The organism is Aeromonas sp. ANP5 (assembly GCF_963870295.1).
GTDB lineage: Bacteria > Pseudomonadota > Gammaproteobacteria > Enterobacterales > Aeromonadaceae > Aeromonas > Aeromonas veronii.
Map to the genome: position 1 here is coordinate 17,191 of NZ_CAWMRY010000030.1, position 18,753 is coordinate 35,943.

An 18,753-nucleotide genomic window follows, 5' to 3' on the forward strand; every position below is an offset into this window, starting at 1 on the left:
GTCGCGGGGGCATCTGCTATCGGGAAGGAGAGTTATGAAGTCGCAGTTCAAAGTGGCGCTGGCCATGTTGGCCCTGTTCGTCGTCCAAGGCTGCACAGCCCCGGATTCATCCGCCAAACGCAATGCACCCGGCCCGGTGCTGACAGTGCATTACGAAAGTGCGCCCCTGATCCCCGTCACCATTGCGGGTGAGCAGTACCAGTTTTTGCTGGATACCGGGGCCAGTATCACCTTTATCGATCGTCGTCTGGCCAGCCGCTTCAAGGCGCTGACCTTAAGCGAATTGCCCAGGGCCTATCAGGCTGATTTTGCCACTGTGAACAGCGTTTCGAGCCAACTGGGCAGCGAGCAGCTTGGCTTTGTTGAGCCGCAGCCCTTCTCGGTGGGGTCGGTCACCATTGATGACAGCGAGCTGTGGGCAACTATTGATTTCGATCTCTTCTCCCAGTCTCTTGGCAGCCGTATTGATGGCATCCTCGGGATCGACACCATCCGCCGTTTCAACTGGGTGTTTGATCGCGACAGGCATCAGCTCACGGCTTCGCTGACGGCACCGTCGGCAGCCACGTTCGAGCGTTGCATCGGCTATGAAGACAGCTATAACCGCTCCCCGGCAGTGTATCTGACCCACGGTGAGAGCAGCGTGCGCATGTATCTGGATACCGGGGCCGATCAGAGCTATGCCGACCATGCCTTTATCGACTTTATGGCGAGCCAGAAGGCGATCTCTGGCGAAGATGCGATGCCACGCAAAGGGGTGGACGCCAGCGGTATGGTGGAGGGGCGTGAACATATCCTCACCGGCCTGCATTTTGATGAGCGCCAGCTCGGTGAGCTGCGCGTGTCGGAAAACAGCAATGAGCAGTATGGTCTGGGGCTGGATTTTGTTAACCGCTTCAATCGCTTTGCGATCATGCCCGGGCGGATGATGCTCTGCTACGACGCCGACAGCCTAGCGCGCAAAGTGCCGCCAGTCCTGCGCAATATCGGGGTGCGTTTTGATGGCGAGCATCTGCAGGTCTACTACAGCGACGAACGGGATCTTGCCCCCTATGGTCTGGCCAACGGCGACATTCTGGAACAGATCAACGGGGTGGCTTATCGTCCCCTCGAGATCGACAAGGTGCGTGAGCTGCTCAGCACCAGCAAGCCGGGGTCGCTCAAGTTGCGGATTGTGCGGGAAGGAAAACCGCTGGATATCGCCATCTAGTCAAGGTGGGGGCGGCAAGACGAGCCGCCCCTATGAGCCTCAGCCCTTGGTCGGATTTTCCATGCAGGTGAGGGTTGGCTGGCCGTAACGCTCCAGCGTGGCGTCGTCCCCCTTGGTGAAGAAGGTGAGGTTTTGCCCTTCATAACGGGCGCCGCTGGCGCTGGGGGCTTCATAGGCGAGCACTTGTTGCTGCTTGTCGCCCTCACTCAGGTTGATCACCGCGGCGGGCAGCTTGGCATCGTTATAGAAGTAGGTAGAGAGAGTGACGTTCTTGCCACATTGGTAGTTGACCGGAGCCGGCACCATCAGCTGGCCGCCGCTGATCTGCAGTTCGGTGATCCGCAGCAGGTAGTTATCTTCCACACACTGGCGCAGATCCTGCCCCTTCCAGCAGTCGTTACGCCCCTTGATCCAGCCGCGCTGCATGGCGCGCTCTGTCTTGAGCTGTTCGGGAGAGAGCGCAGCAATCGCCTTGGGGTAGAGGGCCGCCAGTTCGTTATCAAGGGCGGCCAGTTGGGCATCCTTGCAGATCAGAGTTTCGACCGACCCGGAGGCTTTGGTGCAGTCAAAGGAGGGGGTTGCGGCACTGGCCAGCAGAGGGGCAAACAGCAGGGTGGCAAACAAGGTCTTGTTCATCGATAGATTCCAGCAATGAGGAGGGCATATCTGCCTACTACAGCACACTCTTCAGGGCAATGCAGCAGGGGAGCTGAGCCCACTTGCACTGCTGAATGGCTGCCAAACGGAAAAACCCGACACTCCTGGCCGGAATGTCGGTTTTTTTGTGGCCGCGATAAAGGGGGCGGCGGATTGCCCGGTCGATCAGACCAGCGCCAGTTGCTGACTGCGGGCGCGCCACAGCCGCTCGTGGAAGAAGAACACCACGGTATTGATGGCCGGTTCGATCATCGCCATCACGCCGCCGGTGAGCAGCTCGCCGCTCAGCAGGAAGGCCACTCCGAAGGCCACCGAGAAGTGGACCACCGCGAAGCTGCTGGTCTTGGCCTGCAGGCTGTGATTTGGCTTGAGTTTGTGCCAGCCAAGGTCATGAAAGTAGAAGGCGACCGTGTTGACGGCGGGCTCGATCAGGGCGATCAGGCTGGCGGTCAGCAGCTCACCGGTCAGCAGGTAGGCCACGGTAAAGGCGACACCGAAGTGCAGGATGGCAAAGCTGATGGTCTTTTTCATGATGGCGGCTCCCTCTGTTGATGATGAGAGTATCCGCCGAAATGAGATTAAATGAAAACTATTCTCATCTATTGCCTGAATAGAGAGAACCTATCAACGGGCGAGTGGCCGGTGCGGTTCAGCGGTTGCCAATCGCAACCAAGGCGATAAAGTACAGGTTCTTCACACTTGCCCATGAAAAAGGATCTTTCATGAATATCAATGCCACTCTGCTTGGCCAGTTCATTGCGTTGCTGATGGTCATCGTCGGCCTCATCGCCTGGCGACTGGCGCGCCGCAAGAGCGAGCATCCGGCGCTGATCACCCTTATCTGCTCCCTGCTCTGTCTGTTTCCGCCCTTTGGCCTGCTGGCCCTGTTGCTGGTTGCGCTGAAACAGGATCTGCCCGTCCGCTCATAGGACGCGCAGGTTCAGGCTGCCGCACACACCGGCCGCACCAATAGAAAAAGCCCCGTGATGGGGCTTTTGCTATTGAACTCGGTGAGCGCCGTGTGGGCGGGGGATTAACCTTCGGCCTTGTTGAGCCACTCCACCTTGTACCGGGCGCCTGTGCCCTGTGCCAGCTTGGCACACAGCGGTTTGAGGAAGGCTTCAATCTGCTCGTCCAGCATCCAGGGCGGGCTGATGATCAGCATGCCTGAGCCGTTCATACCCCAGTCGGCGGTCTGACCGGCGACTTCCAGCTCGGCCACCAGCACGTTACCGAAGTTTTCCCGCTTGATGGCGCGCAGCATGTCTCGGGATTTGTCCGCCTCCTGCCCGAGGATCGGATACCAGAGGGCGTAGATGCCGGTCGCCCAGCGTTTCTGCGCCTTTTTCAGGGTATCGACCACGGCGAAGTAATCTTCCTTGAGCTCATAGGGCGGGTCGATCAGCACCAGCCCGCGGCGCGGGGTGGGTGGCAGCAGGGCGATCAGCCCCTCGAAGCCGTCACGGTGGTGTACGGCGACGCGAGGGTCATAACCCATGTTGGCGCGCAGATCTTCGACCTCGTTGTTGTGCAGCTCCATCAGTGCCAGCTTGTCCTGCTCGCGGGTGAGGCGACGGGAGAGCTCCGGCGAGCCGGGGTAGTAGTGCAGCTGGCCATCGCTGTTCATCTCTTCGATGACGCCGAGATAGGGGGCCATGGCAGACCACTGGGCCCGATCGTCCCACAGGCGGCCGATGCCGTCGGCATACTCGGCCTTCTTCTGGGACCAGTCGCCGCGCAGGTCGTAGAGACCGCCACCGGCATGGGTGTCCAGTACGATGAAGGGTTTCTCCTTCTTCTTGAGGGACTCGATGATCAGGGCCTGAACGGCGTGTTTCAGCACGTCGGCATGGTTGCCGGCGTGAAAGGCGTGGCGGTAGCTCAGCATATTAGATCTCTGAGGGGGCCCTGCTGGGCACCCAGTAACGATAGATAGTTCAACAAATTGCGGCTGTTGCCGCGAAACAGGGAGAGGCTGCGCAGGGTCTGCAGCAGGACGCCCTGTTGCAGCCGCTCCAGCTCCAGTTCGTGGGCCAGCATCGACTGATATTGCTGCTCGTCGAGTCGCGTCTTGGCGCTCTGGCGCAGGGCGCGCCACGGGGTCAGCACCGCCTCGGTCTGCACCAGCGCCGGTTGCAGGTCGGTCAGATCGACCACGATGCCGAGTTGATCGAGCCGGTGCAGCAGCAGCGCCAGATTGACGTTGCCCCCCTGCTCCTGCACGGTGAGCCAATCCTGGCTGCGCTCACCATAGACCTTGCCGCTCCAGTGCCAGAAGCCGATCGGCGTCGGCAATTCGTGGACCGCGATTCGCTCGCTAGCCATCAGCTGTTCGTCACGCAAAGAAGGCTTGCTCCATGGTTTCCAGCTCTTCGGAGAGGCTCATCCACTCCAGCTCCACTTCTTCCAGCTGCTCCTTGAGGGGGCCCTGGGATTTGAGCAGCTCGGAGAGCTTGGTTTTAGCGCTCTCTTCGTAGATGGCGGGGTCGGCCAGCTGGCTCTCGATGTCGCCAAGCTTGCCTTGCAGCTTCTCCATGCTCGCTTCGAGCTTTTCCAGCTTCTGGCGCAGGGGACGGGTTTGCTGGCGGAACTCCGCTTCGCGCCGTTTCTGATCCTTGCGCGCCACTGCCGAGTTGGCAGAGACGGGGCCATCCGCCGGTTTGGCGTTGGCCTCTTTCTCCTGCTCGCCGAGCCACTTGTGGTAGTCGTCCAGATCGCCGTCGAACGGCTCGACCCGGCCACCGTGCACCAGATAGAAGTCATCTGTGGTGGTACGCAGCAGGTGACGGTCGTGGGAGACCACCACCATGGCCCCTTCGAAGCCTTGCAGCGCCATGGTGAGGGCGTGGCGCATCTCCAGATCCAGGTGGTTGGTCGGTTCATCCAGCAGCAACAGGTTGGGCTTTTGCCAGGTGATCAGCGCCAGCACCAGCCGCGCTTTTTCGCCGCCGGAGAAGGGGGCCACCTTGTCGAGCGCCTTGTCACCGTGAAAACCGAAGCTGCCCAGATAGTTGCGCAGCTCCTGCTCGGTCTTGTCCGGCGCGAGGCGGGCCAGATGATCGAGCGGGGAATCGTCGAGACGCAGGGTCTCCAGCTGATGCTGGGCGAAGTAGCCGATGCTCACCCCGGCGCTCACTTCGAGCTTGCCCGACAGCGGCGGGTTGGAACCGGACAGCATCTTGATAAAGGTAGACTTACCGGCGCCGTTGCGACCGAGCAGGCCGATGCGCGAACCCGGTACCAGATTGAGTTTGATCTTCTCCAGGATCACCTTGTCGCCGTAACCGGCAGAGAGGTTCTCCATGGCGATGAGCGGGGTCGGCAGGGCCGACGGCTCGCGAAACTCGAAGCTGAACTCGGAGTCGGCGTGGGCGGGCAGGATCTTCTCCATCCGCTCCATGGCTTTCAGGCGGCTCTGGGCCTGACGGGCCTTGGAGGCCTTGTAGCGGAAGCGGTCCACATACGCCTGCATGTGGGACATCTCTCGCTGCTGCTTCTCGTACATCGACTGCTGCTGGGCCAGCTGTTCGGCGCGCTGCAGTTCGAAGTCGGAGTAGCCGCCGGTGTATTCGTTGAGCTTGCCGTTCTCGATATGGATGATGCGGCTGATGACCGAATCGAGGAAGTCACGGTCGTGAGAGATGAGCACCAGCGTGCCCTGATAGCCCTTGAGCCACTTCTCCAGCCAGATCACCGCATCGAGATCCAGGTGGTTGGTCGGTTCATCCAGCAGCAGCAGATCGGAGCGGCAGAGCAGCGCCTGGGCGAGGTTCAGGCGCATGCGCCAGCCACCGGAGAAACTGCGTACCGGCGAGCTCAGCTGCTCGTCGCTGAAACCGAGGCCGTGCAGCAGTTCTGCGGCGCGGGCGCGAATGCTGTAGGCACCTATGGTATCGAGGCGACCGTGCAGCTCGGCCACCAGCAGACCATTGTCATCCTGCTCGGCCTGCACCAGCTGAGCCTCCAGCGCGCGGAACTCCTTGTCGCCGTCGATCACATACTCGAGCGCGGAGCAGTCGAGCGCCGGGGTCTCCTGCGCCACGCCTGCAATCTGCCAGCCAGCGGGCAGGCTGAAGGTGCCGCTGTCGATGGCCAGCTCGCCCCGTACCAGTGCAAAAAAGGTGGACTTGCCACAGCCGTTTTTGCCCACCAGACCCACTTTGTGGCCGGGGTGAATGGTGGCGGAGGCGTTGTCCAGCAGCTTGCGGCCGCCGCGGATCAGTTCGATTTGACTGGCAACTATCATGGGTGGGATCTGCTTGCTCAAAATGGAGGAGAAAAACTGGCGCGGATCTTACGTGAAATGGCGCTGATTTGCACTGTAGCGAAGGGCTGGCCACTGGCTGGCGCTGCAAAAACATGCCATAACAGAGAAACCAGTTTGGTTACGGGAGGTTAGCATGCATATCAGGGATATTATGACGACCCGGGTCGCCACCGTTTCAATGGATGATCGACTCAGTGTCATCAAGGATATCTTCGAGCAGGCTCACTTTCGCCACCTGCTGGTACTGGAAGAAGGGGAACTGGTAGGGGTCATCTCGGATCGGGATCTGTTCCGCGCTATCAGCCCCTATCTCGACTCCGAAGCCGAGATGAGCCGCGATACCGAAACCCTCACCAAGCGGGCCCACCAGATCATGAGTCGTCAACCCGTTACCATCGCCCCCCATCTCACCGTGCGCGACGGCGTCAAGCTGATGCTGGAGAAGGGGGTCTCCTGCCTGCCAGTGCTGGAGAATGGCGCCCTGGTCGGCATCATCAGCTGGAAGGATTTTCTCAAGGCTGCGCTGGAGAGTGATGCGCTGGTTTGAGTTTGGCACTAAGCACCATCAGCTGACAGAGAACCAACATAGAGAGAGGGGAGCCAAGGCTCCCCTCTCTCTATATTGGCTTTGCCGACAATGCCGGTTTGCACGCCGCCAGCATCATCATGGCTCGGGCTGCCCTGCGACAAGGCAGGAGGGGCCGCTGCCGGAGAGGTGCGGCTGAAGATGGGTGCGGATCTCCTGCAGGGTGCGCTGGTACTGCCGGGCATGCTGATCGAGAAACGCGGGGCTGTGCTTGAGGCGCCGCTCCAGGGTATCAACCAGCAGCGCCACCCTGGGGGCGGCCATACCCGCTGGCCAACAGTGTTGCAGCAGCTCCAGCAGTTGCCAGGCATCGCCCGGCAGGGCGGGGAACTCCTCCAGCAGTTGCAAGCCCGCTTGCAGGGCTGTCTGATACTGGCTGGCCTGCATCGACTTGTGGCGCAGTTGGCGCAGTTCGTTCAGCCGTTGTTCTCTCGCCGTCAGACGCTGGCCCAGCTCGGCCACCAGATGGTGGAACAGCTGGCGGGTCAGCGGGTGGGGCGCCACCCTGACGCGGTAGTGGGTCAGCTGGGTCAGATAGCGCTGGGCGTGGTGGGGCAAACCGCAGAACTGGCTGACCGCAAAGCCGAGCAGCAGGGTGAGGTGGTTGTTGCTCCCCTCATCCGGCTGGTGGTGGGCAATCAGGATCAGCGCCTCGTCGAAGCGGTAATCCAGCCCCAGCATCAGCGCCTGCAGCAGCTCATATTCGTGGGGTTGCAGGTGGACGGTGCGCTTGAGGTGCTCCCACTCCTGTTGCAGGGAGCGGATCCGGTTGCTGGAAGGGGCGTGCCACAGCACCGCCAGACTGGCATTGAGCATGAAGCTGTCGATGGCGAGCCGGACGCGCTGCTCGCCGAAGTGGCGCAGGGTCAGGCTGTTGGCCTGCTCCAGCACCTTCTCCTCATCTTGCAGCACCAGCCCGAGCAACATCGCCAGTTGATGCCAGCGCGGCTGATGGGGGTGGATCTGCAGCAGCTCTCCCATGGTCTCCCACGCCGCCAGCCAGTGATGCTGGTGCAGCTCGCTGGCGAGTTGCAGCTCCAGCCGGGTGGCCATCGAGACGCTGGCCTGATGGCGCTGCAAGTCGGTCCGGGCGCTTTGTAATTTGCCGAGCCCCAGCATGGCGTAGAAGAGCCCGGCCCTTGGCCAGCTCGCCTGATACTCGTTGGCACAGAGGGCATAGTGCTGGGCGGCGGTGATCCGCTCGGCTGATTGCAGCAGCAGGTAGCCCTTGAGTCGATCCAGCCAGGGGGTCAGCGAGCGATTCTCCCGTTGAAACAGCAAGTCTTCACAGAGGGCGGTAGCCAGTTGCCACTCCCGCAGCAGAATGGGGGCGGCCAGCGTATGGGTCAGGTTGCTTAACTTCACCAGCTGGCCGAGCACCGCGGTGAGCTGCTGGGTCATGAAGGGGAGAGCCAGATAGAGGGAGAAGTAGAGATCCGAGGGGAGAAACTCCTGCTCATTCTGATCGGCATCGAGCAGCAGCAATACGCAACCGGGTTGCAGCAGGCCGAGATAGTGCGCTTCGTGCAGCAGCCGGGCTCCGTCAAGATCCTGCTGCTTGTCCTGCTGACAGATGATGGCGTCGAAGGCGTGCTGTTGCAGCAGGGCCAGCAGGCCGCTGCGCTCGTGGTTTGGATGGCTGTGGTAGTGGATCCGGTCGGCGGGCACCCCCTGTTCGGTCAGTTCCCGGGTGATGGCGCTACGGAGCAGGGGATCCTCTTCGAGCAGCAGTATCGTCATGCAGGTACTTCCTGTGAGCAAACCATTAGGTTGATTATGGTAGACCCAAGAGGAACATAGGCACAGCACTCGCTGAGTGAAAAGCTGACAGTAGCCAGCAGGGTGCTGGAGGGCGCACTATGGGCTGTTATTTCAATCGGTTATGCCATCTATCAGGGCTGCAACCTGTTATTGACGAGGGCGGATCTGCGCCCCGAAGGGGCAGTCGCTCTGGCGGATCAGCCGCGACCCCTTGCCCTGTTCCCCCAGCCAGCTTAATTCCAGTTTGCCAAGGCGGCCCAGATGGCGCAGCTCGAACTCGTAGCGCTGGCAGAGGTTGTCCTGGGGCAGACTCGCCATACCCGCAGGCAGGCGATATTGATAGCGCAGGATTGGCCCATCTTCCAGCTTGCTGGTCACCGGCACCAGCCCCTCTGGGGTGGGCAGCGGCGCCCCGAGCGCACGGCGCAAACTGAGCGGCGCATCGATCGCTTTTTGATAGTGCAGGCCGTTCATCGCCGCCAGCTCCTCTTCCAGTCGTTGCAACTCTCCTTCCAGTCCATTGAGCGCGGCCCCCAGCTGCTGGTGGGTCGTTGACGAGGCGCAGCCACCCAGCAACAGGGTGGCAAGCAGCAGGGCGGCTCTGATGGGGGGCACGGCATCTCCTTGGCAATGACGATGAAGCGTGAAGGTCAGGTCGGCTGGCCCTGACTATAGCAGGGGATTGCTGGGGGGCGTCCCCTGCAGCAGTTGGGCCAGACGGGCCAGCCCCTCGCCGACCCGGGCGTCGGTGGCGGGTTGGCTCAGGCTCAGGCGCACCCCCTGCGGAGCGGCAAACTGACCGGCGGCGAAGTGTTCCCCGCTCGCCACGCCAACGTCAAGGGCGTCGGCGGCAGCAGCAAACTGCTGGCTGCGCCAGGGCTCCGGCAGCGGCAGCCAGGCGTGCATGCTGCCCGGCTGCCAGCGGGCGGCGGGCAGCAGGTGGCGCAGCAGTTCGCCACGGCGTTTGAGGATCTCTCGCTGCTGCTCGACCAGCGGCATGATCTGGCGCTGACTGACCATTTTGCAGGCGAGCTCGATCAGCAGTGGGCTCACCATCCAGCTCGACAGCCGCATGGTCTGGGCGAAGGCGCTGCGCAGGGCAGGGGGCGTCAGCACGAAGCCCACCCGCAGGCCGCCGCAGGCGATCTTGGCCAGACTGCCCAGATAGATGACCCGCTCCGGCGCCAGATTGACCAGAGGGATCACCGGTTGCTGGGGCAGCAGGCCGTTGACGTCATCCTCGATGATCAGCAGATCGTGGCGACGGGCGATGGCGACGATGGCCTCCCGCCGCGCCAGACTCATGATAGCGGTGGTGGGGTTTTGCAGGGTCGGGGTGAGGTAGAGCAGCTTAGCCCGGCGGGTACGGCAGGCGGCGTCCAGCGCTTCGGGCAGCAGCCCCTCCTCATCCATCGCCAGTCCCACCACCTGATTCTTCAGCTGGCGAGCGTTACCCAGCATACCGGGGTAGCTCAGCCCCTCGCACAGGATGGTCTCCCCCACGCAGCCGGTCGCCAGCAGCGCCAGCATGATGCCGTGCTGGGCGCCGTGGCTGAACAGCAGGCGATCCTCACTGCAGGCCACCCCTTGCTCCGCCAGCCAGTTGACGAACTGCTGGCGCTGATCCGGCCGTCCCGCTTCCTTGTCGTAGCCGAGCAGGGCGTTGAGATCCCCGTCCGCCACTTCCCCCAGCATGGGGCGAATGATGGCCGCCCGATCCAGCTGCACCGGCAGGTTTTGCCACAGCTCGATGCGGTGCCCCTCCTCCTGGCGGATCACCCACTCATTGGCGGGATCCGTGTTCGCTCCCTTGACCCAGGTGCCGTGACCCACCCGGGCGGCCAGCAGGCCGCGCCGCTCCGCCTCGCTGTAGGCGCGGGTGACGGTGCCGACGGTGACACCCAGACGATCCGCCAGGGATCGGTGGGTAGGCAATCGGGTCTGCGGTGGCAGCTCGCCATTCACGATCCCCTGTTCGATCGCTTTGACCAGCTTGAGGTAGAGGGGGCCATCGAAGGCCGTAAGGTCGGGTGTCCAGATTGTCATGGTGACAATAAATCCATTGATCAAAATTTGCTGTCAATATAGCGTGAATTTCAACCTAATAACAACCAAATAGCACACATTGTATCGATACAATGTGTCAAGCAAGGAGTCACAATATGACGATGGAGTGGTATGTCACCCTGTTCGGTTTTGCCGTACTCACCTGCGGTACGCCGGGGCCCAACAACCTGATGTTGACGGCCTCCGGTGCCAACTTCGGGGTGCGTCGCACCCTGCCACATCTGCTTGGGGTCGGATTGGGGCAGCCGGTGCTGCAACTGGTGCTGGCGCTGGGGCTTTATCCGCTGTTCGAGCGCTGGCCCTTGTTGCGGCTCGGTTTGCAGATTTTCGGCAGCCTCTATCTGCTGTGGCTGGCGTGGCGTATCGCGGTGGCCGGGGCGCCGGGGGATCCGGCCCGACGTGCCCGTCCGCTGACCATGCTGGAGGGGCTGGGCTTTCAGTTCCTCAATCCCAAGGCGTGGATGATGGGGATCTCCGCCATCAGTCTGTTCAGCCTGCCCGGTGCCAGTTACTGGTCGAGTCAGCTGGCGGTGATGGTCATGTTTGTGCTGGTGGCCCTGCCGGTCTGCTTTGTCTGGGTACTGTTCGGCCATCAGCTGAGCAACTGGATCAGCTCGGATCGGGGCTGGCGCCGACTCAACGGTTCTCTCGGTCTGCTGACGGCGCTCTGCGTGGTGATGCTCTGGTATTGAGCCGTGCTGCGCTGATGGGGAAGGTGGCCGAGAAAGAGGCATTTCTGACTTGTCGCCACGGGGTTGGCTCTGCATATTAGAAGGCTTTCCCCATAACGGGGGCGTTGCATCGACAAGAGGTTGAGATGGATCTGAACTGGTTACTGCCCCTGGCGGGGTTTGCCCTGGTCACCTGCGGCACGCCGGGGCCCAACAATATGTTGCTCACCAGCGCCGGGGCGGCGCAGGGGTTTCGCCGCACGATTCCCCTGCTGGTGGGGGTGGTGGGGGGGATCAATCTGATGATCCTCGCCACTGCGCTGGGGCTTGGCGTGGTGTTCGAGAAGGTGCCGCTGCTGCACGACGGCCTCAAGATTATCGGCTCGGCCTATCTGCTCTGGCTGGCGTGGAAGGTGGCGACCGCCAGCGGCCCAGCCGAGGGCAACCGGCCGCTCATTCCCGCCCATCAGGGGGCCATGCTGCAACTGCTCAACCCTAAGGCGTGGATGATGGCGCTCTCCGCCATCAGCGGTTTCACTATGGCGGGGGAGGCTTACTGGCCCTCCGCGCTCTGGGTGCTGGTGATCTTCTTTATTACCGGCCTCTACACCGGGGCGTTCTGGGTGCTTTTTGGTGCCCAGGTGCGGCAAATCATCCGCACTGCCCGGGGTTGGCGGCGTTTCAATCTTGGCATGGGGCTGGCGACAGCCGCCTGTGTCGGGATGATCTGGATTTAGCCCGGGGTTGACCCGGGCCTTTACCGGCTGTCTTGTTGGCCCTGCGGGGCCTTTTTTATCTCGTCAGCGTGGCCTTGCCTGCAAGGTGGCGTGGTTCTGCCCTCTCTTAGGATGAAAGGAGTTCATATGAAATGTATCGGTCTGCTGGGTGGCATGAGCTGGGAGTCCACCGTCAGTTACTATCAGGCGCTCAATCGCGGGGTGCGGGCGCAGCTTGGCGGTTTGCACTCGGCGCGGGTGCTGCTCAATAGCGTCGACTTTGCCGGTATCGAGCGGTTGCAGCATGCCGGTGACTGGCCCGCTACCGCTCGTCAGCTGGCGGCGGAGGCGCGTAAGTTGCAGGATGGCGGCGCCGATTTCTTGCTGATCGGCACCAATACCATGCACAAGGTCGCCCCCGAGATTGAGGCGGCCATCGATATCCCGCTGCTCCATATCGCCGATGCCACCGCGGCCAAATTGCGGGCGGACGGGATAACCCGGGTCGGCCTGCTCGGCACCCGCTTCACCATGGAGCAGGATTTTTACAAGGGGCGCTTGCAGGATCGCTTCGGGTTGGCGGTGCTGGTACCCGATGAGGCCGGGCGGGAGCGGGTACACAGGATCATCTATGACGAGCTCTGTCTGGGGGAGATCCGTGACGCGTCGCGCGCCGAGTATCTGGCCATTATCGCCGGGTTGGCGGCCGCCGGCGCCGAGGCGGTGATCCTCGGTTGCACCGAGATTGCCCTGTTGGTGGGGGAGGCGCAGGCGGCCGTGCCGCTCTACGACACCACCGCCATTCATGCCGAGGCTGCTGTCACCCTGGCTCTGACATCCGATTAATTAACTGGTCAGATCTCACTATTCATGCTTGTCTCATACCCCTTGCCACAAAAGCGTGTAAAATTGCGCCCTGAATTTTCCCCGGCCAACGCGGGTTGGCTGCGGTTTCCTAGCATGCAAGGCTGACATTGTGACTGAAGTAGATAGATTCGCGGATATTCGCCCCTACCGCGATGAAGAAGTGCCGGCAGCCATCGAACGGCTGATCCAGGATGATGAATTTATCGGCGCCATCGCCAAGTATCGTTTCGGTTCCCTGATGAGCTGGCTGGGTTGGGCCATCCGCCCGATGATCCGCCTGTTCCTGCGCCGCAAATGGTCAAAAGTGACCACTGTGCATCAGGTCCAGATGGGGGTCACCCGGTACATGTCCCGCATGATCGCCACCTCCACCAAGGGGGTGACCTTCTCCGGGATCGAGCATCTTAAGAAAGAGCAGGGCTATCTGTTTGTCTCCAACCACAGAGACATCGCCATGGACCCGGCGTTTGTTAACTGGGGGCTGCACACCCACGGTTTTGATACCGTGCGTATCGCCATCGGTGACAACCTGCTGCGCAAACCCTGCGCCACCGAGCTGATGAAGCTCAACAAGAGCTTTATCGTCAAACGCTCTGCCAAGGGGCCGCGAGAGATGATGAAGGCGCTCGGCGAGCTGTCTGCCTATATTGGCAACTCGGTTCACGAAGGTCACTCCATCTGGATCGCCCAGAAGGAAGGGCGCGCCAAGAATGGCGATGACAAGACAGATCCCGCCATCCTCAAGATGTTCTACGTCGACGGCAAGAAGCAGAAGATCGACTTCGTCGACTACATGCGCAGCCTCAATATCGTACCGGTCAGCATCAGCTACGAGCTGGACCCGACCGACAAGGCGAAGGCGCGCGAGCTCTACGAGAAGTCGGTCAACGGCAGCTACGAGAAGGGCGAGTTCGAGGATATCGAGAGTATCGTCGCCGGTATCGTCGGCATGAAGGGGCGGGTACACGTCTCCTTCGGCGCGCCGATCACCGAGGGTTTCAGCGATCCGGACGAACTGGCCGCGCTGATCGACAAGGCGATCTGGAGCAGCTACCACCTCTTCCCCAGCAACTATCTGGCGGCCGATGTCTCCGGCAAGGCCAATACCATCGAACAGGCGGCCTTCCTGACTCGTCAGTCAGAGGTGCCGGAAGAGCACAAGGCGATCTGGCGTGCCATGTACGCCAAACCGGTAGAAAACGCCAAAAAGGCTTGAATGAAACCGGTTGTTAAACGGTTTTGCGAAAAAAACGGGCGCTGATGCGCCCGTTTTTGCGTCTGGTCAAAGTCGAGGGGGAAAGGGTGGTGAATAATATGGTTTCAGCTGGTACGATCACTATGAAAATGGGATTATGTCTCTTGGCAAGGTGCTGACGAGTGTGTAACAGTGCCCATATAGCTGAACATGAGCAAAAGCTCTAAACCGGTTTGCACGGATTGCAGACGGCATTATTGAAGGACCTGTCACAGGTCCTTTTTCATTGGCTGGCAAAGATGCCGCCCAGATATACCTAACAGGAAACAGACGCCATGATCACCGGTAGCCTGAACACCCTGCAGCGGACGCCGCTGCCCGCCCCGCTGGCCCGCATCATGGCCGAGGTGGTGAAGAGCGTGGCTCACTGGGGTGACGCTCCGCTCGGCAAGACCGAGATCGATGGCCTGAACCTGTTCTGTCTGGTGAGCGAGGATCTGACCGAGCCAGCCGCGGATCGCCGTGGCGAATTCCATCAGCAGTATCTCGATATCCAGCTGCTGCTGCGCGGTGAAGAGTGGATAGGTGTGGGCCCCCACGACTACGTGAGCGACGGCGCCGACCATCCCCATCCCGACCTCTGGTTTGTCGATGACGAGCAGACCAGCTATCTGGCGCTGCAACCAGGCGATTTCGCCATCTTCTGGCCGGGCGAGCTGCACCGCCCGCTCTGTACCTTCAACCAGCCCGCCAAGGTGAAGAAGCTGGTGGTCAAGGTACACAAGGATCTGCTGGCTATCGCCTGAGCATTCCCATTGAGGCGAGCCCTGCGCAGCTGATGCGTTGAGACTCGCAAGCATTGAAACCAGTGATACGCACCACAAGTTGCGATGACTCTTTCAAGAGCAAGAATTGAAAAATTGGACGCACCCTCCTGCGACCATAAGCCCCCGGCAGGGGAATCCCATCCTCTTTTGGATGACACGACACTGTCGGCATAAAGCCGAAGCACAGGAAGATGTAGAAAATGAGCAAGTTGGTATTGATCCTTAACTGCGGTAGCTCTTCCCTGAAATTTGCCGTAATGGACGCCGAAACAGGTGAGGACATGCTGTCCGGCCTGGCCGAATGCTTCAATCTGGATGATGCACGTATCAAATGGAAACTCCACGGGGTCAAGGGCGAAGCCATGCTGGGAGCGGGTGCCGCTCACCAGGAGGCCCTCGACCATATCGTGGGTCACATCCTGCCGCAGGATCCGACTCTTGCCGAGCAACTGGTGGCCATCGGTCACCGAATCGTACACGGTGGCGAGCAGTTCTCCCGCTCCGTGCGCATTGATGACGGCGTGATCGCCGGTATCGAAGCCGCCATTCCGTTCGCCCCGCTGCACAACCCGGCGCACCTCATCGGTATTCGCTCCGCGCTGAAAGTGTTCCCGCAGCTGTCCGAGAAGAACGTGGCCGTCTTCGACACCGCCTTCCACCAGACCCTGCCGCAAGAGGCCTACCTCTATGCGCTGCCGCACAAGCTCTACCGCGAACACGGCATCCGTCGTTACGGTGCCCACGGTACTTCTCACCGCTACATCGCGGAAGAAGCGGCAAAAGAGCTGGGCAAGCCGTTGAATGAACTGAACATCATCAACTGCCACCTGGGTAACGGTGCCTCTGTCTGCGCCATCAAGAACGGCGAATCCGTTGACACCTCCATGGGGCTGACTCCGCTGGAAGGTCTGGCGATGGGTACCCGCTCCGGTGATATCGATCCGGCCGTGGTCTTCTTCATGCACGACCAGCTCGGTTACAGCGTGGAGCAGATCAACCACACCCTGACCCGTGAGTCCGGTCTGCTGGGGATGACAGAAGCGAGCAGCGACTGCCGCTATGTCACCACCAACTACGCCACCGACGCCGGTGCCAAGCGTGCGCTGGATGTCTTCACCTACCGTGTGGCCAAGTATGTCGGTGCCTACGCCGCTGCGATGGACGGTCGTCTGGACGCCGTGGTCTTCACCGGCGGTATCGGTGAGAACGCCGCCATGGTGCGCGAGATGGTGCTGAACCGCCTGGCTCTGTTCGGCTTCAAGGTGGACAAAGAGGCCAACAACGCCGCGGTACTGGGTGGCGAAGGTCGCATCACCACCGCCGACAGCCGTTGCGCCATGGTGATCCCGACCAACGAAGAGCTGGTCATCGCCCGCGATGCCCTGAGCCTGGTCTGCTAAGTCAGCCTCGCTTTGAAACAACGCCCGGCCTGTGCCGGGCGTTGTCATTTCTGGCGTTCACCGATTTGACATGGGGGAGGGGAGCGGTACCCTGACCACCACTGTTTTTGCAGCCAGCGGGCTGCCCGGTTCGGGAGAGAGCAATGAAAGAGGCGTTTTTTAACTGGTTGTCGGGTCTTGGGGTGGAAGTGACCAACCTGATGGCGCTGGTGATCGCGCTGGGCTTTATCGTCATCACCTCGTTGCTGCTGCACATGGCGCTGCACCGGGTGCTGCTGGTCCGGCTGGTGGGGATCCTCGGCAAGGCCAAGCAGGTGTGGCTGCCGCCCCAGCTGCAACAGCGCCTCTTCAACCGGCTCGCCTTTGTGCTGCAAGGGGCCGTGCTGCTCGGTCAGGCGGAGATCTGGCTGCCCCGCCAATCGGATAGCCTCAAGCTTATCGAGATGGTGGCCCAGCTCTGGATTTTGCTGTTCCTGCTGCTGGCCTTCTTCGCCCTGCTCGACTGCCTGTTGTCGGTGAGCCGTTACACCCGCCTTGGTCGGGATTTGCCCCTGCGCGGCATCTTCCAGGGGGCCAAGCTGGTAGGCAGCATTCTGGTGGGCATCCTGATGATCGCCCTGCTGCTCGGCAAGTCGCCGCTGTTCCTGTTCAGCGGTCTGGGTGCCATGACCGCAGTGCTGATGCTGGTGTTCAAGGACCCTATCCTCGGGCTGGTGGCGGGGATCCAGCTCTCCGCCAACCGGATGCTGAGCGTCGGTGACTGGCTGCAGATGGACAAGTACGGCGCCGATGGCGAGGTGACCGACATCGGGCTTACCACGGTCAAGGTATCGAACTGGGACAAGACCATCACCACCATTCCCACCTATGCCCTGATCTCCGACTCTTTCAAGAACTGGCAGGGGATGACCGAGTCGGGGGGCCGCCGCATCAAGCGCAGCGTCAATATCGACATGACCAGCGTGCGTTTTCTGACGGCCGAGGAGCAGTTGCAGCTCAAGCAGGCGCAGCTGCTGGCACCCTATCTAAGCCGCAAGGAGCAGGAGCTGAGCGCTTACAACCAGCAGCTGAGCGATGCCCTGAGCTGCCCCATCAACGGCCGTCACCTCACCAACCTCGGCACCCTGCGCGCCTATCTGGATGCCTACCTGCGCGCCCACCCCGGCATTCGCAAGGACATGACCCTGATGGTGCGCCAGCTGGCACCCACCTCAGACGGTTTACCGCTGGAAATTTACTGCTTCACCGCGACTACCGCATGGGCCGATTACGAAGGGATCCAGGCCGATATTTTCGACCATATCTTCGCCATCATTGAGCAATTTCATCTGCGGTTGCATCAATCTCCCACAGGTTACGATATGCGTGCCTGGCAACGGGGATAAACAGGGAAATGGGGCGGGTCGGGGATGCGGAAAAAACCGCATATTAATCATCGACCCGTCGCCACTTGTCAGTTGAAATTTGCCGTGCAGAGGAGAAAAATGGCGGCCTTCTCTTCGCGCCCCTGATCCCCTCTTGATCAGCTGCCAGCCCAGAGACGTCACTTCAAGTCATCATCATGGGAAAGTTATGAAGCTCCTTCGCAATAGTGTGGCAACACTCTGCTACAGCCTGCTGCTGACCGCTGCGCCGGTTTTCGCTGTTGAAGCTGTTGAATATGCTCTGCCTGCGGCCAACAGCCGTCTGGTAGGGGAAAATCTGGAATACGTGGTTCCGGCCGAAGAGAACGGCCAGCCGCTGGAGGCCATTGCGGCCAAATTCCAGCTGGGGCTCACCAACATGACCGAAGCCAACCCCGATGCGGATCCCCTGCTGGTACAGACCGGCGAGAAGCTGGTGATCCCCCAGCAACTGATCCTGCCGGATGCACCCCGTGAAGGGATCGTGCTGAACGTGGCCGAGATGCGCCTCTACTACTACCCCAAGGGTAAAAAAGTGGTGGAAGTGCTGCCTATCGGCATCGGCCAGCTCGGCACCGACACCCCGGAAAACTGGGTGACCAGCGTGCAGCGCAAGAAAGCGGGCCCGACCTGGACCCCGACCGCCAAGATGCATGCCGAATATGCCGCCCGTGGCGAGAGCCTGCCTGCGGTATGGCCGGCCGGCCCTGACAACCCCATGGGTCTGTTTGCCCTCTACATCGGCAAGATGTATGCCATCCACGGTACCAACGCCAACTTCGGCATCGGCCTGCGGGTGAGCCACGGCTGTGTGCGCCTGCGCAACGATGACATCGCCTATCTGTTCAAGCAGGTACCGGTCGGTACCCGCGTCCAGTTCGTCAATCAGCCGATCAAGGCCTCTCTCGAGCCCAACGGCGTCCGCTATCTGGAAGTGCACCAGCCGCTGTCGCGCAGCGAAGAGGAGTTCAACTCCAAGCTGCCGGCACCGCTGCCGATGACCCCGGCGGTGACCCGCTTCATTGCCCACGCCGACAGCGACTCCCAACTGGTGAAGCAGGCGCTGGAGCAGCGCAACGGCATGCCGATGGCGATCAACCGCTAACGGCAAATTCCCGTCATGACA

19 protein-coding genes are annotated in these 18,753 nt (G+C 61.2%); 11 read left to right on the plus strand and 8 right to left on the minus strand.

Annotated features, from left to right (window positions below):
• Positions 1-34 precede the first annotated feature (34 nt).
• Positions 35-1,210 carry a retropepsin-like aspartic protease gene (locus AACT07_RS16185; RefSeq protein ID WP_069528885.1) on the plus strand — a complete coding sequence of 392 codons (1,176 nt, stop codon included), beginning with the start codon at positions 35-37 and terminating at the stop codon, positions 1,208-1,210.
• Positions 1,211-1,249: 39 nt separating this feature from the next.
• On the opposite strand, the gene AACT07_RS16190 is transcribed toward AACT07_RS16185, so the two are convergent.
• Both AACT07_RS16190 and AACT07_RS16195 read right to left on the minus strand, forming a co-directional pair.
• Positions 1,250-1,846, minus strand: a complete 597-nt coding sequence (locus tag AACT07_RS16190) for an MliC family protein (RefSeq protein ID WP_069528886.1) — start codon at positions 1,844-1,846, stop codon at positions 1,250-1,252.
• A 186-nt stretch (positions 1,847-2,032) separates the two neighbouring features.
• Positions 2,033-2,398, minus strand: coding sequence for a DUF2061 domain-containing protein (locus AACT07_RS16195; protein ID WP_069528888.1), 366 nt, complete (start codon positions 2,396-2,398; stop codon positions 2,033-2,035).
• A 191-nt stretch (positions 2,399-2,589) separates the two neighbouring features.
• On the opposite strand from AACT07_RS16195, the gene AACT07_RS16200 reads away from it, so the two are divergent.
• Complete coding sequence (locus AACT07_RS16200; RefSeq protein WP_069528890.1) at positions 2,590-2,796, plus strand: hypothetical protein; 207 nt, start codon at positions 2,590-2,592, stop codon at positions 2,794-2,796.
• 104 nt (positions 2,797-2,900) lie between these two features.
• Here AACT07_RS16200 and AACT07_RS16205 read toward each other — a convergent pair whose 3' ends face one another.
• Genes AACT07_RS16205 through AACT07_RS16215 form a run of 3 tightly spaced genes read right to left on the minus strand, consistent with a single transcriptional unit; the run spans position 2,901 to position 6,113 of the window.
• Positions 2,901-3,755, minus strand: coding sequence for a 23S rRNA (adenine(2030)-N(6))-methyltransferase RlmJ (locus tag AACT07_RS16205; protein WP_069528892.1), 855 nt, complete (start codon positions 3,753-3,755; stop codon positions 2,901-2,903).
• Positions 3,749-4,210: a DUF2390 domain-containing protein gene (locus AACT07_RS16210; RefSeq protein WP_069528894.1), complete on the minus strand. Its 462-nt coding sequence runs from the start codon at positions 4,208-4,210 to the stop codon at positions 3,749-3,751. Before AACT07_RS16210 ends, AACT07_RS16205 begins: the two co-directional genes overlap by 7 nt.
• Positions 4,203-6,113, minus strand: a complete 1,911-nt coding sequence (locus AACT07_RS16215) for an ABC transporter ATP-binding protein (RefSeq protein ID WP_069528895.1) — start codon at positions 6,111-6,113, stop codon at positions 4,203-4,205. Before AACT07_RS16215 ends, AACT07_RS16210 begins: the two co-directional genes overlap by 8 nt.
• Positions 6,114-6,267: 154 nt before the next feature.
• Here AACT07_RS16215 and AACT07_RS16220 point away from each other — a divergent pair, with 154 nt between their 5' ends.
• On the plus strand, positions 6,268-6,681 hold the full coding sequence (locus AACT07_RS16220) for a CBS domain-containing protein (RefSeq protein ID WP_058056643.1): 414 nt from the start codon (positions 6,268-6,270) through the stop codon (positions 6,679-6,681).
• A 117-nt stretch (positions 6,682-6,798) separates the two neighbouring features.
• Here AACT07_RS16220 and AACT07_RS16225 read toward each other — a convergent pair whose 3' ends face one another.
• The 3 genes from AACT07_RS16225 to AACT07_RS16235 all read right to left on the minus strand — a co-directional run bounded on the left by AACT07_RS16225 (position 6,799) and on the right by AACT07_RS16235 (position 10,527).
• Positions 6,799-8,460: a hypothetical protein gene (locus AACT07_RS16225; protein WP_069528897.1), complete on the minus strand. Its 1,662-nt coding sequence runs from the start codon at positions 8,458-8,460 to the stop codon at positions 6,799-6,801.
• 168 nt (positions 8,461-8,628) lie between these two features.
• Positions 8,629-9,096, minus strand: coding sequence for a hypothetical protein (locus AACT07_RS16230; RefSeq protein ID WP_069528899.1), 468 nt, complete (start codon positions 9,094-9,096; stop codon positions 8,629-8,631).
• Between the two features lie 54 nt (positions 9,097-9,150).
• Complete coding sequence (locus tag AACT07_RS16235; protein WP_069528901.1) at positions 9,151-10,527, minus strand: aminotransferase-like domain-containing protein; 1,377 nt, start codon at positions 10,525-10,527, stop codon at positions 9,151-9,153.
• Between the two features lie 116 nt (positions 10,528-10,643).
• Between AACT07_RS16235 and AACT07_RS16240 the strand changes: the two genes are divergently transcribed.
• The 8 genes from AACT07_RS16240 (at position 10,644) to AACT07_RS16275 (ending at position 18,732) form a co-directional block, all read left to right on the plus strand.
• Entirely contained in the window at positions 10,644-11,240 is a 597-nt protein-coding gene (locus AACT07_RS16240; protein WP_005335536.1) for a LysE family translocator, read from the plus strand.
• Positions 11,241-11,365: 125 nt separating this feature from the next.
• Positions 11,366-11,956, plus strand: a complete 591-nt coding sequence (locus AACT07_RS16245; protein ID WP_021229517.1) for a LysE family translocator — start codon at positions 11,366-11,368, stop codon at positions 11,954-11,956.
• A 126-nt stretch (positions 11,957-12,082) separates the two neighbouring features.
• The gene (locus AACT07_RS16250) at positions 12,083-12,781 is read left to right on the plus strand and encodes an aspartate/glutamate racemase family protein (protein WP_069528904.1); all 699 of its coding nucleotides are present in this window, start codon (positions 12,083-12,085) and stop codon (positions 12,779-12,781) included.
• 130 nt (positions 12,782-12,911) lie between these two features.
• Positions 12,912-14,018, plus strand: a complete 1,107-nt coding sequence (locus AACT07_RS16255) for a 1-acyl-sn-glycerol-3-phosphate acyltransferase (RefSeq protein WP_005362790.1) — start codon at positions 12,912-12,914, stop codon at positions 14,016-14,018.
• A 314-nt stretch (positions 14,019-14,332) separates the two neighbouring features.
• Positions 14,333-14,803, plus strand: a complete 471-nt coding sequence (locus AACT07_RS16260) for a YhcH/YjgK/YiaL family protein (protein ID WP_019445320.1) — start codon at positions 14,333-14,335, stop codon at positions 14,801-14,803.
• 221 nt (positions 14,804-15,024) lie between these two features.
• Positions 15,025-16,224 carry an acetate kinase gene (locus AACT07_RS16265; RefSeq protein ID WP_069528906.1) on the plus strand — a complete coding sequence of 400 codons (1,200 nt, stop codon included), beginning with the start codon at positions 15,025-15,027 and terminating at the stop codon, positions 16,222-16,224.
• 143 nt (positions 16,225-16,367) lie between these two features.
• A complete protein-coding gene (locus AACT07_RS16270; RefSeq protein WP_040068363.1) occupies positions 16,368-17,609 on the plus strand; it encodes a mechanosensitive ion channel family protein in 1,242 nt (413 codons plus the stop codon).
• A gap of 187 nt (positions 17,610-17,796) precedes the next feature.
• Positions 17,797-18,732, plus strand: coding sequence for a L,D-transpeptidase family protein (locus AACT07_RS16275; RefSeq protein WP_069528908.1), 936 nt, complete (start codon positions 17,797-17,799; stop codon positions 18,730-18,732).
• The last annotated feature ends 21 nt before the right edge of the window (positions 18,733-18,753 follow it).

Excerpts from the sequence above, each read along its gene's own strand:
- AACT07_RS16205 (WP_069528892.1), bottom strand. The coding sequence starts at position 3,755 with ATGCTGAGCTACCGCCACGCCTTTCACGCCGGCAACCATGCCGACGTG.
- AACT07_RS16270 (WP_040068363.1), top strand. The coding sequence starts at position 16,368 with ATGAAAGAGGCGTTTTTTAACTGGTTGTCGGGTCTTGGGGTGGAAGTG.
- AACT07_RS16220 (WP_058056643.1), top strand. The coding sequence starts at position 6,268 with ATGCATATCAGGGATATTATGACGACCCGGGTCGCCACCGTTTCAATG.
- AACT07_RS16195 (WP_069528888.1), bottom strand. The coding sequence starts at position 2,398 with ATGAAAAAGACCATCAGCTTTGCCATCCTGCACTTCGGTGTCGCCTTT.
- AACT07_RS16215 (WP_069528895.1), bottom strand. The coding sequence starts at position 6,113 with ATGATAGTTGCCAGTCAAATCGAACTGATCCGCGGCGGCCGCAAGCTG.
- AACT07_RS16190 (WP_069528886.1), bottom strand. The coding sequence starts at position 1,846 with ATGAACAAGACCTTGTTTGCCACCCTGCTGTTTGCCCCTCTGCTGGCC.
- AACT07_RS16245 (WP_021229517.1), top strand. The coding sequence starts at position 11,366 with ATGGATCTGAACTGGTTACTGCCCCTGGCGGGGTTTGCCCTGGTCACC.
- AACT07_RS16265 (WP_069528906.1), top strand. The coding sequence starts at position 15,025 with ATGAGCAAGTTGGTATTGATCCTTAACTGCGGTAGCTCTTCCCTGAAA.
- AACT07_RS16200 (WP_069528890.1), top strand. The coding sequence starts at position 2,590 with ATGAATATCAATGCCACTCTGCTTGGCCAGTTCATTGCGTTGCTGATG.
- AACT07_RS16260 (WP_019445320.1), top strand. The coding sequence starts at position 14,333 with ATGATCACCGGTAGCCTGAACACCCTGCAGCGGACGCCGCTGCCCGCC.
- AACT07_RS16240 (WP_005335536.1), top strand. The coding sequence starts at position 10,644 with ATGACGATGGAGTGGTATGTCACCCTGTTCGGTTTTGCCGTACTCACC.
- AACT07_RS16185 (WP_069528885.1), top strand. The coding sequence starts at position 35 with ATGAAGTCGCAGTTCAAAGTGGCGCTGGCCATGTTGGCCCTGTTCGTC.
- AACT07_RS16225 (WP_069528897.1), bottom strand. The coding sequence starts at position 8,460 with ATGACGATACTGCTGCTCGAAGAGGATCCCCTGCTCCGTAGCGCCATC.
- AACT07_RS16275 (WP_069528908.1), top strand. The coding sequence starts at position 17,797 with ATGAAGCTCCTTCGCAATAGTGTGGCAACACTCTGCTACAGCCTGCTG.
- AACT07_RS16235 (WP_069528901.1), bottom strand. The coding sequence starts at position 10,527 with ATGACAATCTGGACACCCGACCTTACGGCCTTCGATGGCCCCCTCTAC.
- AACT07_RS16250 (WP_069528904.1), top strand. The coding sequence starts at position 12,083 with ATGAAATGTATCGGTCTGCTGGGTGGCATGAGCTGGGAGTCCACCGTC.